The 15,217-nt window shown below is 59.0% G+C and carries 15 protein-coding genes; 11 read left to right on the forward strand and 4 right to left on the reverse strand.

Features of this window, described 5'->3' with window-relative positions; all coding sequences use genetic code 11:
* Nucleotides 1-32: 32 nt before the first annotated feature.
* The 10 genes from HGHM_RS06325 (at nt 33) to HGHM_RS06370 (ending at nt 9,095) form a co-directional block, all read left to right on the forward strand.
* Nucleotides 33-908 carry an alpha/beta fold hydrolase gene (locus HGHM_RS06325; RefSeq protein ID WP_026075754.1) on the forward strand — a complete coding sequence of 292 codons (876 nt, stop codon included), beginning with the start codon at nt 33-35 and terminating at the stop codon, nt 906-908.
* An 86-nt stretch (nt 909-994) separates the two neighbouring features.
* Nucleotides 995-1,831 carry a 3',5'-nucleoside bisphosphate phosphatase gene (locus HGHM_RS06330; protein WP_019140674.1) on the forward strand — a complete coding sequence of 279 codons (837 nt, stop codon included), beginning with the start codon at nt 995-997 and terminating at the stop codon, nt 1,829-1,831.
* Between the two features lie 136 nt (nt 1,832-1,967).
* Nucleotides 1,968-2,846: a protease HtpX gene (gene htpX / locus HGHM_RS06335; RefSeq protein WP_026075755.1), complete on the forward strand. Its 879-nt coding sequence runs from the start codon at nt 1,968-1,970 to the stop codon at nt 2,844-2,846.
* A 51-nt stretch (nt 2,847-2,897) separates the two neighbouring features.
* Nucleotides 2,898-3,521: an L-threonylcarbamoyladenylate synthase gene (locus HGHM_RS06340; protein ID WP_019140676.1), complete on the forward strand. Its 624-nt coding sequence runs from the start codon at nt 2,898-2,900 to the stop codon at nt 3,519-3,521.
* Between the two features lie 147 nt (nt 3,522-3,668).
* Nucleotides 3,669-4,325, forward strand: coding sequence for a site-2 protease family protein (locus tag HGHM_RS06345; RefSeq protein ID WP_019140677.1), 657 nt, complete (start codon nt 3,669-3,671; stop codon nt 4,323-4,325).
* Nucleotides 4,326-4,331: 6 nt separating this feature from the next.
* A complete protein-coding gene (locus HGHM_RS06350; RefSeq protein ID WP_026075756.1) occupies nt 4,332-5,534 on the forward strand; it encodes a tryptophan--tRNA ligase in 1,203 nt (400 codons plus the stop codon).
* 20 nt (nt 5,535-5,554) lie between these two features.
* Entirely contained in the window at nt 5,555-6,148 is a 594-nt protein-coding gene (locus HGHM_RS06355) for a class I SAM-dependent methyltransferase (protein WP_019140679.1), read from the forward strand.
* A 69-nt stretch (nt 6,149-6,217) separates the two neighbouring features.
* A complete protein-coding gene (dapA, locus tag HGHM_RS06360; protein WP_019140680.1) occupies nt 6,218-7,096 on the forward strand; it encodes a 4-hydroxy-tetrahydrodipicolinate synthase in 879 nt (292 codons plus the stop codon).
* A 55-nt stretch (nt 7,097-7,151) separates the two neighbouring features.
* The gene (gene bamC / locus HGHM_RS06365) at nt 7,152-8,303 is read left to right on the forward strand and encodes an outer membrane protein assembly factor BamC (RefSeq protein WP_019140681.1); all 1,152 of its coding nucleotides are present in this window, start codon (nt 7,152-7,154) and stop codon (nt 8,301-8,303) included.
* Nucleotides 8,304-8,309: 6 nt separating this feature from the next.
* Nucleotides 8,310-9,095 carry an MBL fold metallo-hydrolase gene (locus HGHM_RS06370; protein ID WP_026075757.1) on the forward strand — a complete coding sequence of 262 codons (786 nt, stop codon included), beginning with the start codon at nt 8,310-8,312 and terminating at the stop codon, nt 9,093-9,095.
* 112 nt (nt 9,096-9,207) lie between these two features.
* Here HGHM_RS06370 and HGHM_RS23875 read toward each other — a convergent pair whose 3' ends face one another.
* Nucleotides 9,208-9,513 (reverse strand): hypothetical protein, encoded by a 306-nt coding sequence (locus HGHM_RS23875; RefSeq protein ID WP_075111694.1) that lies wholly within the window; start codon nt 9,511-9,513, stop codon nt 9,208-9,210.
* Nucleotides 9,514-9,756: 243 nt separating this feature from the next.
* A complete protein-coding gene (locus tag HGHM_RS06380) occupies nt 9,757-10,878 on the reverse strand; it encodes a cupin domain-containing protein (protein WP_019140685.1) in 1,122 nt (373 codons plus the stop codon).
* 116 nt (nt 10,879-10,994) lie between these two features.
* Between HGHM_RS06380 and HGHM_RS06385 the strand changes: the two genes are divergently transcribed.
* Nucleotides 10,995-11,537, forward strand: a complete 543-nt coding sequence (locus HGHM_RS06385) for an FKBP-type peptidyl-prolyl cis-trans isomerase (protein WP_019140686.1) — start codon at nt 10,995-10,997, stop codon at nt 11,535-11,537.
* A 39-nt stretch (nt 11,538-11,576) separates the two neighbouring features.
* Here HGHM_RS06385 and HGHM_RS06390 read toward each other — a convergent pair whose 3' ends face one another.
* Both HGHM_RS06390 and mutS read right to left on the reverse strand, forming a co-directional pair.
* Nucleotides 11,577-12,230 (reverse strand): hypothetical protein, encoded by a 654-nt coding sequence (locus HGHM_RS06390; RefSeq protein ID WP_175577158.1) that lies wholly within the window; start codon nt 12,228-12,230, stop codon nt 11,577-11,579.
* A 272-nt stretch (nt 12,231-12,502) separates the two neighbouring features.
* Complete coding sequence (gene mutS / locus HGHM_RS06395; protein ID WP_026075758.1) at nt 12,503-15,109, reverse strand: DNA mismatch repair protein MutS; 2,607 nt, start codon at nt 15,107-15,109, stop codon at nt 12,503-12,505.
* Nucleotides 15,110-15,217: the final 108 nt, after the last annotated feature.

Here is a 15,217-nt window from a genome sequence, read left to right on the forward strand (position 1 = left end):
TCATCAGTCCCAGTCAGGATATACAGCAAAACATGAAACGCTCCAGGTCAGAATTTATCACGGTCCGCGGCCTTCGATACCACGTGCGTCAATGGGGCGAGCCAGGCGCGCCGAAGCTGTTTATGGTGCATGGGTGGATGGATGTGTCCGCATCCTTTCAGTTCGTCGTTGATTGCCTGCAAAAGGATTGGCATGTGCTCGCGCCGGACTGGCGCGGCTTCGGACTGACTGACAAGACGCGCGCAGATTGCTACTGGTTCCCGGATTACATGGGCGATCTCGATGCCATCCTGCAGCACTACTCGCCCGACGCACCGGTCAACCTGCTGGGACACAGCATGGGCGGAAATATTTCCTGCACATATGCCGGCGTGCGGCCCGACAGGATCGCCCGGCTGATCAATCTCGAAGGGTTCGGCCTGGCGCCGACGCGCCCGGAACAGGCGCCGGCACGATTTGCAAAATGGTTGGATGAACTGCGGAACCCGCCCACCATGGGCCGCTATCCGTCGCGGGCTGCGGTGGCTGCGCGTCTGCAAAAGACGAATCCGCGGCTGCATCCGGAACGCGCGGCATTTCTTTCAGCCCATTGGGCAGCCGAAAATGATCAGGGCGAATGGGCAATCCTTGGCGACCCGGCACACAAGATGGTCAACCCCTACCTGTACCAGGTGGAAGAAATCATGGCTTGCTGGCGTGCGATCAGCGCTCCTGTGCTCTGGGTGGAAGCGGACGATACCGATGCCTGGCGCTGGCTTGGGCCGCAGGAACAGGCGCGGGCCGAGGTGGACCGCCGCATTGGCGTAATTCAGCATGTCACGACGGCGCTGGTCAGGGACGCCGGCCATATGCTGCACCATGATCAACCGCTGGCACTGGCAAGGCTGATCGAAGACTTTCTCGACTGAACACAGGTCCGGCGTGAGATGCCTCCGGAGGCAGTCAGTCGGCGTACAATGAAAGCGATCCTTACAGTATCTCTTGGCATACGACTATGTTGAACGCAGACCTTCATTGCCATTCCAGCATTTCCGACGGCGTCCTTGCACCGGGTGAAGTGGCGGCACGGGCGAAAGCCAACGGCGTCGAGGTCTGGGCACTGACCGACCATGACGAGGTGGGCGGCATTCCGGAAGCCCGTGCGGCAGCAGCGGATCTTGGATTGATCTATGTGCCGGGCGTGGAAATTTCCATTACCTGGGCGGGGGAGACGATCCATATTGTCGGGTTGCAGATCGATGAAACCAACGAAACGCTGGTGCAGGGGCTTGCAATGACCCGTTCCGGCCGCGAGCGACGTGCCCGTGAAATCGCCGAACAACTTGCGGCGGCAGGCATTCCCGATGCATTCGAAGGGGCGCTTAGATATGTCGGAAATCCGGACCTGATTTCACGCACGCATTTCGCACGTTACATTATTGAACTCGGCGTCTGCCGGGACGTCAGCGAAGTCTTTCAGCGCTTTCTGACCGAAGGCAAGCCGGGCTTTGTTCCGCATCGGTGGGCCACGCTGAAAGAGGCGGTGACATGGATACGCGGCGCGGGAGGCGTCGCGGTCCTCGCGCATCCGGGGCGTTACAAGCTGAGCGAAGTCGGGCTGGACGCGCTGCTGCAGGAATTCAAGCAATATGGCGGCGTCGGGATCGAAGTCGTTACCGGCAGCCATACGCCGGACGAGTATGAAACCTTTGCCAAGATTGCTTCGCAATACGGTTTCCTCGCTTCCCGCGGGTCGGATTTCCATGCTCCGGAAGAATCGCGCGTGGACCTGGGGGCACTGCCGGCGCTGCCGCCCTCACTCGTGCCGGTCTGGCACGATTGGCTCATATAAAACTGCCTTAAACTGGCTGAAGCCTTTCCTTTTTTACGCATGATGCGCGAGAATTGCTCCCGTGACATCTTGCATGTCTTGAATTTCTTATCGAAGCCCTTATTTAGGTAAGGCTTTCAATACAGGAGGCTTCTGAATGAAACGAATTTTGCTTTTCCTTGCCACCAACCTGGCCGTCATGCTCGTCATGTCGGTGGTTCTTTCCCTCTTGGGAGTGAACCGCTACCTGATGGCAAACGGCTTGAACATGAGCACACTGATGGTGTATTCGCTGGTGGTCGGCTTTACCGGCGCAATCATTTCGCTGTTGATGAGCAAGACTATGGCGAAGTGGTCAACCGGAGCGCGCGTGATCGATGCGCCTTCATCTTCCAGCGAACTCTGGTTGCTCGATACAGTGAAGAAGCTGGCAGACCGTGCCGGCATCGCCATGCCGGAAGTGGCGATCTACGAGGGCGAGCCGAATGCGTTTGCGACAGGGGCCTTCAAGAACTCAGCCCTGGTCGCCGTTTCGACAGGTTTGTTGGAAAGCATGACGAAGGAAGAGGTCGAAGCGGTCCTCGGTCATGAAATCGCCCACGTCGCGAACGGTGACATGGTGACCCTGACCTTGATCCAGGGCGTGGTGAACACCTTCGTGGTGTTCCTGGCGCGGGTGGTCGGTTATGCCGTAGACAAGGCAGTATTCCGCAACAACGATGACCGCGGGCCTGGCGTCGGCTACATGATCACTGTATTCGTGTGCGAGATTCTGTTCGGTATCGTCGCTTCCATGATCGTCGCCTGGTTCTCGCGCTACCGCGAATTCCGTGCGGACTCCGGATCTGCAAAACTATTGGGCAATTCGCAGCCCATGATCAGGGCACTGGCGCGTCTGGGCGGCTTGGAGCCGCCGGAAAGCATGCCGCAGGCTTTCAAATCGCTTGGCATCAACGGCGGGCAAAGTGGATTCGCTGCATTGTTTGCAACCCACCCGCCGATCGAAGAGCGCATCGCTGCGCTGCGCGGCGCCTAATAACCATTACCGACAGGGCGGCGGAACATCAACCGCCGCCCTTTGCATTTCATGGGCCAATTTTTCCAGATTCATCCCGATAATCCGCAGCTGCGCCTGATCAAGCAGGCAGCGCAGATTCTGCATGATGGAGGCATCGTCGCGCTTCCCACCGATTCCTGTTATGCCCTGGTTTGCCATCTGGATGACAAGGCAGCGGTGGAACGGCTGCGGCACATTCGCGGCATCGATGACAAGCATCATCTGACTTTGCTGTGCCGGGACCTGAGTGAAATCGCCACCTACGCGCATGTCGACAACCGGCAATATCGCGTGCTGCGTGCGGCAACGCCCGGACCGTACACCGTCATCCTGGAGGCCACCAAGGAAGTGCCGCGCCGTCTGAGCCACCCTTCGCGCAAGACGATCGGCCTGCGCGTGCCTGAGAACCGCATTGCCTGCGCCTTGCTGGAAGAACTGGGTCAGCCTTTGCTGGGGACGACGCTGATTTTGCCCGGCGACAGCGACCCGCTCACCGATCCCGACGAGATACGCGAACGGCTTGGACGGCAGATCGAATTGGTCATTGACGGCGGCGCCTGCAGCCTCGAGCCGACAACTGTGATCGATCTGACGGCCAAGGAGCCTGAGCTGGTGCGCCGCGGGCGCGGGGATCCGGAGATCTTCGGCCTCTGAAATCCGTTTGGCAAGAAAATCCCTTCTTGATCTTTTGCCACGAACGCCTGCACTCTTGCTTTGCCATGGCCCGCTGACAAGCCGGGCAGGGTATTTGCCTGGCTTACGGGCGCGGGCAGCGCGCCCCCTCTGATAAAATCTAGCCCCATGGATCAACTCATTCAAACAATCGCAGTGTATGCACTGCCGGTGCTTTTTGCGATTACCCTGCACGAAGCCGCTCACGCCTACGCAGCCAAATACTTTGGCGACTCGACCGCCTACATGCAGGGACGGATGAGTCTCAATCCGATCAAGCACATCGATCCTTTCGGGACCATCATCATTCCCGTCCTCCTGTATGCCGTGGGCTCGCCATTCCTGTTTGGCTATGCAAAGCCGGTCCCCATCGAGTACGGCAATTTGCGCAAACCCAAGCGCGACATGGCATGGGTGGCACTGGCGGGCCCGGGGGCGAATTTCTTGATGGCGCTGCTGTGGATGATATTCGCCATCATGCTGGGCACGTTCGGTCTCGAAGAAGAGTTTTTCATGCGTATGGCACAGGCCGGCATCCTGATGAATCTGGTGATGTTCGCCTTCAACCTGTTCCCCATTCCGCCCCTCGATGGCGGTCGGGTACTGACCAGCATGCTGCCGCACCGCTACGCATACAAGTTTGCGCAAATCGAGCCTTATGGCTTCTTCATCGTCATGGGACTGGTGATGCTGAAGCTTTTGTATTTCTGGATGGCTCCCGTCATGATGGTGGCCCATGCCGCCCTCCAACTGATTACTTTCCCCCTCAATATTTTTCTAAGCTGAACAATGATGTTTCCCGACCGCGTAGTCTCCGGCATGCGCCCGACCGGCACCCTGCATCTTGGCCATTATCACGGCGCTCTGAAAAACTGGGTCAAGATGCAGTCAGAACTGCCTTGCCTGTTCTTCGTCGCAGACTGGCATGCGCTGACGACCCACTATGATGATCCTTCGATCATTGAAAAAAGCACCTGGGACATGCTCATCGATTGGCTGGCCGCCGGCGTCGATCCGGCCAAGGCGACGCTTTTTATTCAGTCGAAGGTGCCGGAACATGCGGAGCTCCATCTGCTGCTGTCGATGGCAACGCCGCTGGGATGGCTGGAGCGGGTGCCGACCTACAAGGACCAGCAGGAAAAGCTTGCGGACCGCGACCTGGCAACCTATGGCTTCCTCGGCTATCCGCTGCTGCAGGCGGCCGACGTGCTGATTTATCGCGCAAGCCTGGTCCCGGTCGGCGAAGACCAGATTCCGCACATCGAGATGATGCGGGAGATCGCCCGTCGCTTCAATCACATCTACGGCAAAGAAAAGGGCTTCGAAGAAAAGGCCCAGGAAGCGGTCAACAAACTTGGCGGCAAGCGCGCCAAGACCTACGAGGAATTGCGCACTGCTTACCAGGAGCGCGGCGACGAGGCAGCTCTGGAACAGGCGAAGGCCCTGCTGGAAGAAGCGCAGAGCCTGTCGACGGAAGACCGGGAGCGCCTGCTTGGCTATCTCGTCGGGAGCCGCAAGCAGATCCTGACCGAACCTCAGGCTCGCCTGACCGAGGCTTCCCGTCTGCCGGGACTCGACGGCCAGAAGATGTCGAAGAGCTATGGCAACGCCATCGGATTGCGCGAAGACCGGGAATCGGTCGTGAAAAAAATGCGCACCATGCCGACCGACCCTGCGCGCGTGCGCCGCACCGATCCAGGCAATCCGGATAAATGCCCGGTGTGGCAGCTGCACAAGGTGTATTCCGATGAACAGACCAAGGATTGGGTAGTCAAGGGATGCACGTCGGCAGGCATCGGCTGCCTGGAATGCAAGCAGCCGGTGATTGATGCGGTCCTGAAAGAGCAGGAGCCGATGCGCGAACGCGCCCAGAAATATCTCGACGACCCGAGCTTGATGCGCGCGATCGTTGCGGACGGGTGCGATAAGGCACGCAAGCTGGCGCAGGAAACGATGCGCGACGTGCGCGAGGTCATGGGGCTGAGCTACAAGTGATGGTTCGACAGGTGCATTGATTGGACAAGATCCCGCATTCACATGCCAGCCTTGACCGTCCGTCTGCATGGGTGGCGCGCTTTGCCTCGCTCGTGCCGCCAGGCGAGGTGCTGGATCTGGCATGCGGCAGCGGCCGGCATGCGCGGCTGTTCGCCTCACTGGGGCATCCCGTGCTGGCGGTCGACCGCGACGCTGATGCCCTGGAGCGCGCAGCCGGGCCGCAGGTCACCACCCTTCAGTACGACCTCGAACGTGCTACAGACGGCAAGGCGCAATGGCCATTCGAAGCGAGCCGTTTTTCCGGCATCGTGGTGACGAATTATCTGTACCGCCCGTTGCTCGCGCATCTCGCTGCCGGCCTTGCGCCGGGCGGCGTGCTGATTTACGAGACTTTTGCGGCAGGGAATGCTAGCTTTGGCAAGCCGTCGAATCCCGATTTTCTTTTGCTGCCCGGCGAATTGCTCGCGATGGCGCGGGCTGAAAGGGCGCATCCGCTTCGCGTGATCGCCTACGAGGATGGCTATGTCGACCTGCCGAAGACCGCGATGGTACAGCGCATTTGCGCCATCCGGGACTCCGGGAATTTGCGCCCCGAATGCCTGCGGCTGTCTTAAGGAAGAACTTCGCACCGAGGCGGCCATCCGCTACAATCAAACTTTCTTTCTCTCCACATTCACATCATCATGATTCAGGGCAGCATAGTTGCAATCGTCACCCCCATGCATGCGGACGGCTCGCTTGACTTGCCGGGACTGCGCAAGCTGATCGACTGGCATATTGCGGAAGGCACCGACGGAATTGTCATTGTGGGTACGACCGGCGAATCGCCGACGGTATCGGTGGAAGAGCATTGTGAATTGATCAAGGTGGCGGTCGAGCACACAGCGAAGCGCATTCCTGTCATTGCCGGTACCGGCGGCAATTCCACCGCCGAAGCGATAGAGCTGACACAGTATGCAAAGGATGTCGGCGCGGACGCATCCCTCCTGGTGGTGCCCTACTATAACCGCCCGACTCAGGAAGGCATGTACCAGCATTTCAGGAAGATCGCGGAGTCGGTCGATCTTCCCGCAATCCTGTACAACGTCCCGGGACGCACGGTAGCCGACATGTCGAATGAAACGGTGCTGCGCCTGGCGCAGATTCCGGGGATTGTCGGAGTCAAGGATGCGACCGGCAATATCGCCCGGGGAAGCGATCTGATCCGCCTGGCACCGAAGTCCTTTGCAGTGTATTCGGGGGACGACGCCACGGCGATGGCATTGATGTTCTGCGGGGCCCAGGGAAATATTTCGGTGACTGCAAACGTTGCGCCCCGCAGCATGCACCTCCTGTGTGCTGCCGCGATGGCCGGGCGGGTGGCTGAGGCGGTCGAGATCAACAACAAGCTCTTGCCCCTGCATAACAAGCTTTTTGTGGAGCCGAATCCCGTGCCGGTGAAGTGGGCAATGGCCGAGCTGGGCCTGATCCCGAACGGCATCCGCCTGCCGCTGGTGCCGCTGGGCGCCGATTTTCACGATACCGTTCGCGCCGCTTTGCGCGAATCCGGTGTATTACAATAGCCGCCGCCAAAAGCCGGACCGGCCGTTATATCGATATATCTCTTTCAGAACCTACATGACTATTCGCAAGAATTCGCAGATGGCGCAACGCGGGCTGGTATCCGCCCTGATGCTGGCTGCTGTGGCGGGATGCAGTTCGGTCGATTCGCTGATGGAATCCGACCGGATTGACTATAAAAGCGCCAGCAAGGCACCTACGAAGTCGCTGGAAGTACCGCCGGACCTGACTCAGCTGCAGCGCGAGAACCGTTATGCGATTCCAGAAGCGAACAATGGAACGGTGACTGCTTCCGGATATTCCTTGCAGCAGGGGATGCGTCCGGCTGTCGCATCGGCAACGGTAGCGCCGAATGCCACAGCCGATATGCGGATCGAGCGCGACGGCAATCAGCGCTGGCTGGTCGTCAAGCAGGCGCCTGAGCAGCTTTGGCCGCAAATCAAGGATTTCTGGCAGGACTCCGGTTTCCTCATCAATGTCGAATCTCCGCAGACCGGTGTGATGGAAACCGACTGGGCGGAAAACCGTGCCAAGATTCCGCAGGATTTCATCCGCAATACGCTCGGCAAGGTGCTTGATCCGCTGTATTCCACTGGTGAGCGTGACAAGTTCCGCACTCGCCTGGAGCGAGGGCCGGATGGAACCACTGAGATTTATATCAGCCATCGCGCCGCTCAGGAAGTGCTGGTCGGACAGGAGAAGGATTCGACAGTCTGGACGCCTCGTCCGGCCGATCCCGGGCTGGAAGCTGAGTTCCTGTCGCGCCTGATGGCGCGACTCGGTGCCGAGGATACCCGCGCCAAGGCAGTTGTTGCCAATGCTCCGCCACAGCAGACGCGCGCCAAGCTGGTCAACGGAGGCGAAAGTCATTATGTCGAGGTGGATGAAAGCTTCGAACGTGCGTGGCGCCGCGTGGGCCTGGCCCTGGACCGGGTCGGATTTACGGTGGAAGACCGCGACCGTTCGCAAGGTTTGTATTTCGTGCGTTATGTCGATCAGGGGCTGGATGCGAACAAGTCGGAACAGGGTTTCTTTTCCAGGCTGTTCTCCGGCTCTGATGACAAGGCCAAGGCAGCCCAGCGCTACCGCGTCTCGGTAAAGGGCGCAGGCATGGTAAGTCAGGTAGTAGTGCTGAACAATGAAGGGCGTCCGGAAAATTCGCGAACGGCTGACAAGATCCTGTCTCTTCTGAACGATCAACTGAAATAGAAGCTATTGAGATTTGCAAGTTTAGGGAGCGGTAGCGAAGGCAACGCGCTACTGATCTCCAGTGCATCCGGCACGGCGACCACGACGGTCATGCTGGATTGCGGATTCGGAATTCGGGAAACCGAGCGGCGCCTGGCCAAGGTCGGAGTGACGCCAGGAGACCTAGCCGGAATTCTTGTCACGCACGAGCACAAGGACCATGTCGGCGGCGTTTTCAAGTTCGCGCGGCGTTATCGCATTCCAGTCTGGCTGAGCTTCGGTACGTATCAGGCCGTGCAGGGTGAGTGCGATAGCGTTGCCTGCCACATATGTCGCGATGGCGAAAGCATCAGGATAGGAAATCTTCAGCTCACTCCCTACACGGTGCCGCATGATGCCCGGGAGCCCGTTCAATATGTCGCTACCGATGGTCATATGAGGCTGGGAGTGTTGACCGATGCGGGCCAATCTACGCCCCATCTGGTTGCAGCGCTCGGTGGGTGCGATGCATTGGTGCTCGAATGCAATCACGACCGGCAAATGCTGGCAAACTCCACTTATCCTCCCTCGCTGCGCCAACGCATTGGCGGCGCTTATGGTCATCTGTCCAATGATACGAGTGCGGAAATCCTCGCCAACGTGGACAAGTCACGTCTGAAAATCGTCATCGGTGCTCATCTGAGCCAGCAGAACAACACTCCCGAACTGGCACTTGCCGCCTTGACAGACGCGCTGGACACCAGTCAGGTGCGAGTAATGGTGGCTTGTCAGGAAGAAGGTTTTGGATGGATTGATCTGGCCACTGGCGAGTGAAGTGCTCCATAGCGTTCAATGACGCTTCGCCTCATCGCGCGGACTTCGCTTTCATAGCTTGAGGCAACAAAAAAGCCGACCCGAGGGTCGGCTTGCAGCGAATGATCGCTAATTACTTAGCTGCGCTTGCTTCGGAAGCGGAAGCAGCCGGAGCGGAAGCAGCCGGAGCAGCAGCGGTTGCGTCAGCAGCCGGAGCGGAAGCAGCCGGAGCGGAAGCAGCCGGAGCAGCAGCGGTTGCGTCAGCAGCCGGAGCGGAAGCAGCCGGAGCAGCAGCGGTTGCGTCAGCAGCCGGAGCGGAAGCAGCAGGAGCGGAAGCAGCCGGTGCCGGTTCAGCGGCAGGAGCAGCAGCTTCTTCTTTCTTGCCGCAAGCAGCAAGTGCAACAGCCAACAAAGATGCGATCAACAGTGCTTTTTTCATGGATATTCCCTTAAGGTTTTTTTCAAAGGTTGCAGCTAAAAACTGGATGCGATGAGCTATTACCGATAACTATCGCTTCGTAGGTACTTTCGTATGCGTGTGACATGTTTGTGCAATGCCGCACGACGAAAACTTCCTAACCAGCAATTATAGCGGTTTTTTTTACAATATGTCACCGCATTTCACGGCCGGACAAAGCTTTTGAGTAAGCAATTGTTAGCGGGTAACAGCGCCGGAGCTGGGTCATGGCAGGTAAATCCAACCGTCCCGGTACCAAGCATGCAAAGATTCCAAAACATCCCGGGAAGCAGCCTGGATTGCCGCGCCATCAAGCCGGCGCGCGTTCGCCAAATCATGCAATGGCCGTCTTTCATTCTTTCCAGCGATGAATGACTCGCCATTGATGAAGACATGTACGCCCCGATAAAGCATGCGCGTCCTTGGGGAGAGAGCTATGCCGCGCCGGGCGGCGCTGCGTGAAAATCGCTCGATATTCAGGGGTCTCTGGGGAGGCTCGAAGAATACATTTGGCTTCGGTTCAGATAAATACTCGCCCAGGAAAATCGTGATGTCCTCGCGGGTGAAGCGAATCTTCGACAACTCCTCCGCAATCCGTGTCAGCATGCCACTGCCGATTTCTGCCGGATTTCTTGTGGGAGAGAGGTCCGGATCTGCATACCTGCCTGGCAGTTCAACCGCTTCTGCCATGAACTGCAGGAAGGCTTCGCCCAGCTCCTGATACGCTGGCGCGCGAAAGCCGATCGAGTAGGTCATGCATTCGCCAATCGCGATGCCGTCATGCGCATATTGGGGCGGCAGGTAGAGCATGTCCCCGGGTTCGAGGACAAACTCTTCTTCCGGCTTGAAATTCTGAAGAATCTTCAGGGGCAGGCCGGCAATCAGGGACAAATCTTTTTGCTTGCTGATGCGCCAGCGCCGTTGGCCGTGGGCCTGCAACAGGAACACGTCGTACGAGTCGAAATGGGGGCCAACGCCACCGGCGTCGGTCGCGTAGCTGATCATCAAGTCATCAAGCCGCGCATCGGGAATGAAGCGAAACTGCTGCAGCAATGTATCCGCCGCTTCGTTGTGCAGATTGGCGCCTTGCACCAGCAGAGTCCATGCCTTGCGACTGGCGCCAGGCAGCGCGTCAAAGGGACCGTGCTGCATGTCCCAACGTTGTTTAAATCGGGAAACAAGGCGTGATTCGACATCGTTCCGTGCTGCAAGTTGAAACAGTGCATCGCGTGTTAGCAGCGGGTGAAATCCGGGAATGGCTTGGCGGATCAGCAGGGGTTTCTTTTGCCAGTAATCCTTCAGGAACTGGGCAGGCGACAGGCCGCCTAGGAGGGAAAGTTTTTGCATCGTTCCATTATAACGGTGGATATTATTGCCAAGCCGTGGGTCATAGCTTGACTTGTTCGAGGGCTTCATACCCGCAAGGTATAATCCCGCCGGATTTCAGATGAAAGGATAGTGTCATGAAGATTGCCAAGAATACGGTCGTCACCTTGCATTACGAACTGTCAGATGCACAAGGCAATCTGATCGAAGAAAGCCGTGAGCCAATGACGTACTTGCATGGAGGATATGGGAATACCTTGCCGAAAATCGAGGAAGCCCTTGACGGCAAGGATCCGGGCTATGCCACAAGCATTCAGGTGGAGCCAGAAGATGCCTTTGGCGAATATGATGCGAACCTGGTCAAGATCGAGCCGCGCAGCCGGCTGCCGGAGCCCTTGGAAGTCGGCATGCAATTTGAAGGGACGCCGGAAGATCCCCACGGCAGTGAAGAACCGTTGATCTTCACAGTCACAGATATCGCCGATGGCCAGGTTGTGCTCGACGGAAATCACCCACTGGCCGGCATGGCCTTGCGCTTCACCCTGAATGTGGCAGATGTTCGTCCTGCGACTGAGGAAGAGATTGCACATGGCCATGTGCATGCGGGAGGCGATCATCATCACCATGGGGACGACGATGATGAGGAAGGCGATCAATTCCGCACCATTCCGCTGCAGTGAGCGACGTGCAGCTGGTAGGGCCGGATGGTTGTTGGCCCTCTAGGAGTGCGGATCCTTTCCGGCAGCGGTTCCCTGTTCAACAGTGATTGAGGCGGCCAGCGAAGGATCGACGGTCAGTATCATCCAGCCCGACGTCACCTTCAATTCACCGAGGTTGTCGCGCCATCTGATGCGCGGCGCGCCTTCGGATTGGACGGCCCCGGGATTGTGAATCAGCAGTACTTTTCCGGGAAACCGCGCCGCCCATGCCGTGATCTGCTGCCGTATTTCCAGAAACCCGTCGCGCTGCGCATCGCGCGGCCTTGCAAAGGGGTTGCCATCGCAAAAGAGGATCACGGCGCTGAATTTCTTGCGAATGGCCTGAATGAACACTCTTTGCAGCCAATGCCGGTTTGCCACTTGTCGATCCTCGAATTCGCTGTTGCGCCCGGCAGCCATCACATAATGGTTGTTGTCCTGGGGCAGATTGATGGTAGCGAACATGGTTCTGCGGACTTCCCAGCGCGCATTCTCGGTGTAGCTGCGAAATTTCGGTGTGGTGGATTGTCGCGTTACCGGAATCCGGCTGTTGCCGAGTGAGAATTCGTCGGCAAAGAAGAGATCACGCAATAGCATTAGCCGTCCTGCCGCATCCAGCTTTCCACTTGAGTCCGTGCATTCGGCCCAATCGCTTGCCGCCAGCGAGACGATCAAGCCGTTTTGCGCGCTGTCCAGCAGTTTCTTGCGCTCGCTATACAAGTCATCGCTGCAGGGCTCCGTTTCTGCCTTGATGCCACCGACCACGACAAAAGCGAGGTTGGCCTCGTCCGTCTGCTTGACCGCTTCACGCAGTGAAGCATCACCAGGCTCCTGGAAAGGAGAGGGGATGACGGCGAAACTGAATGCATTCGTCCCTGCCGATGCGAGCGGCAGTTGTGCCAGGGCGGCGCAGGCAAGCAGGCAATGCAACCAGTGCGTCTTCATCGTTACCCGGCCAGATTTTTCAGGCGGTAGAGGGCATCCAGCGCCTCGCGTGGCGAAAGGGAGTCCGGATCGATGGCGGCAAGTTCCTCTTCCAGGGCCGAGACTACAGGGACCGGTTCATTCATGGCGGCGTCTGCATCTTCTCGTGTCTGCGCCGCGGAAAACAGATCAAATTGCGGTGAGGCCTGTACCGAATGGGATTCCAGCACCGCCAGATGCTTGCGCGCCGCGCGGATGACTGCCTGCGGCACGCCGGCCAGCTGGGCGACCTGCAAGCCATAGCTCTGTGATGCCGGCCCCGGCTGCACCGCATGGAGGAACACGATGCTGTCCTTGTGTTCGACCGCAGACAGGTGCACGTTCGCCGCCGCAGGATGGGTCTGCGGCAATTGGGTCAGTTCGAAATAATGAGTCGCAAACAAGGTAAAGCTTTTCGTGGTCTCGATCAGATGGCGGGCAATTGCCCAGGCCAGCGCCAGCCCATCGAAAGTCGATGTGCCGCGGCCGACTTCGTCCATCAGCACCAGCGATTGCTCGGTGGCGCCGTTGAGGATCGCCGCTGATTCCGTCATTTCCACCATGAACGTGGAACGCCCGCCGGCCAGGTCATCCGCAGCGCCGATGCGGGTGAAGATGCGGTCGATTGGGCCGATCACGGCATTGGTCGCCGGCACGAAACTGCCGACGTAAGCGAGCAGCGTGATCAGGGCAACCTGGCGCATATAGGTCGATTTGCCGCCCATGTTCGGGCCCGTGATCAAAAGCAGCTTGCGTTCGCTGTTCAGTTCGCAGTCATTGGCTATGAATTTCTCGATCTGGTTCTCGACGACCGGATGACGGCCTTGCTCGATCGAGATGACCGGCTCGGCGACAAGGCGCGGCGCGCACCAGTTGTTGCGCAGCGCATGGTCGGCCAGCGCGACCAGCACATCCAGTTCCGCAATGGCACGGGCAATCGACTGGAGCTTGCCGATGTACGGCGCCAGATCATTCAGCAGCTGTTCGTACAGGTATTTCTCGCGGCCCAGGGCGCGCTCCTGCGCCGACAGGGCCTTGTCCTCGAAGGCTTTCAGTTCCGGCGTGATGTAGCGCTCGGCATTCTTCAGGGTCTGGCGCCGCCGGTAATCGTCCGGCACCTTGGCAGACTGGCCGTGCGTCACCTCGATGTAAAAGCCGTGCACCTTGTTGTATTCCACGCGCAGGTTGCCGATGCCGGTACGTGCACGTTCACGGGTTTCCAGGTCGACCAGGAACTGACCGGCGTTTTCCGACAGCGAGCGCAATTCATCCAGTTCAGCATCGAAGCCGCGGGCAATCACGCCGCCGTCGCGTACCATCGCTGCCGGATCCGGCGCAATGGCACGTTCGAGCAAGTCCAGGCATTCGGCCGGCGTGGCAAGGAAGTCGTGAATGGATTGCAGCAAGGGCGCATCGGCATCCCGGTTGCACATCGCCACATAGGAGCGCAGTGAGGGCAATTGCTGCAAGCCGCTGCGCAAACCGGCCAAGTCGCGCGGACGGGCAGAGAGCAGGGCGATCCGGGTCGTGATGCGCTCGATATCCGGCACATCCGCCAGCGTTGCGGAAAGCCCGGAGGCGGCGTCGGCGCGCATCAAGGCATTGATCGCCGCATGCCGGGCCATTGCCACGTTCTGATCGCGCCTCGCGTGATGCAGCCAGTGCCGCAGCAGGCGCGAGCCCATGGAAGTACGGCAATGGTCGAGCTGCGAGAACAGGGTGGGTGCGGAAGCGGAGCCTTCCTGGCCACGAATGGTCTCGGTCAGTTCCAGGTTGCGGCGCGTCGAGGCATCCAGGCCGATGAATTCGTTTTCCGATTCGACGGCCAGCGTGCGTACATGCTGCAGCCCCTTTCCCTGGGTCGCTTGCGCATAGCGCAGCAGCGCGCCGGCAGCGCCGATGGCGGCACTCAAGCCTTCCGCGCCGAATCCGGCGAGGGTGGATGTGCCCAGCTGTTCGAGCAATGCCTTTTGGCCGCTGGCGCTGTCGAAATGCCAGTCGGGGGCGGTGGTGAGCTTGCCGTTCGCCGTCTGTGTCAGTTTCACGTCGGCTCCATCCGCCACCAGTATCTCGGCCGGCGCGATGCGCTCCAGCTCCTGCTTGAGCCGCGCATCGAAGGTTTGCGCATCGCTGCTGAACTCCATCAGCTTCAGGCTGCCGCTTGCCATCGACAGCCAGGCCATGCCTATCGTCGCCGATCTGCGCTGAGTCTGGATGGACATGGCGAGCAGGGGACGCTCGGACTTCTCGGGCAGCAGGTCGGAATCAGTCAGGGTACCCGGCGTGACGAGCCGCACCACCTTGCGTTCTACCGGCCCCTTGCTGGTAGCCGGATCGCCGATCTGTTCGCAGATGGCGACCGACTCGCCCAGCTTGATCAGCTTGGCGAGGTATTGCTCGGCCGAGTGAAAAGGCACGCCGGCCATTTTGATCGGCATGCCGTTGGAAGTGCCGCGCTGGGTCAGCGTAATGCCGAGCAGACGTACTGCCTTTTCCGCATCCTCGAAGAACAGTTCGTAAAAATCGCCCATCCGGTAAAACACCAGGATGTCCGGATGCTCCGCTTTGATGCGCAGATATTGCTGCATCATCGGGGTGTGTTTGTCGAGCTGTTCGACGGCTTGCTGAGCAGCGGCCTTGCTCGTGCTCTTGCGCGTAACGCTGTTCGCGTCCTTGGTCGAATCCGGTACAGATGTGAG

Origin of the sequence: Noviherbaspirillum massiliense JC206 (assembly GCF_000312045.1) — a bacterium.
Taxonomy (GTDB): Bacteria; Pseudomonadota; Gammaproteobacteria; order Burkholderiales; family Burkholderiaceae_D; genus Noviherbaspirillum; species Noviherbaspirillum massiliense.

Coding starts and splice junctions, on each gene's coding strand:
- mutS (WP_026075758.1), bottom strand. CDS start 15,109: ATGATGCAGCAATATCTGCGCATCAAAGCGGAGCATCCGGACATCCTG.
- HGHM_RS06350 (WP_026075756.1), top strand. CDS start 4,332: ATGTTTCCCGACCGCGTAGTCTCCGGCATGCGCCCGACCGGCACCCTG.
- HGHM_RS06330 (WP_019140674.1), top strand. CDS start 995: ATGTTGAACGCAGACCTTCATTGCCATTCCAGCATTTCCGACGGCGTC.
- HGHM_RS23875 (WP_075111694.1), bottom strand. CDS start 9,513: ATGAAAAAAGCACTGTTGATCGCATCTTTGTTGGCTGTTGCACTTGCT.
- HGHM_RS06385 (WP_019140686.1), top strand. CDS start 10,995: ATGAAGATTGCCAAGAATACGGTCGTCACCTTGCATTACGAACTGTCA.
- htpX (WP_026075755.1), top strand. CDS start 1,968: ATGAAACGAATTTTGCTTTTCCTTGCCACCAACCTGGCCGTCATGCTC.
- HGHM_RS06380 (WP_019140685.1), bottom strand. CDS start 10,878: ATGCAAAAACTTTCCCTCCTAGGCGGCCTGTCGCCTGCCCAGTTCCTG.
- HGHM_RS06345 (WP_019140677.1), top strand. CDS start 3,669: ATGGATCAACTCATTCAAACAATCGCAGTGTATGCACTGCCGGTGCTT.
- HGHM_RS06325 (WP_026075754.1), top strand. CDS start 33: ATGAAACGCTCCAGGTCAGAATTTATCACGGTCCGCGGCCTTCGATAC.
- bamC (WP_019140681.1), top strand. CDS start 7,152: ATGACTATTCGCAAGAATTCGCAGATGGCGCAACGCGGGCTGGTATCC.
- dapA (WP_019140680.1), top strand. CDS start 6,218: ATGATTCAGGGCAGCATAGTTGCAATCGTCACCCCCATGCATGCGGAC.
- HGHM_RS06340 (WP_019140676.1), top strand. CDS start 2,898: ATGGGCCAATTTTTCCAGATTCATCCCGATAATCCGCAGCTGCGCCTG.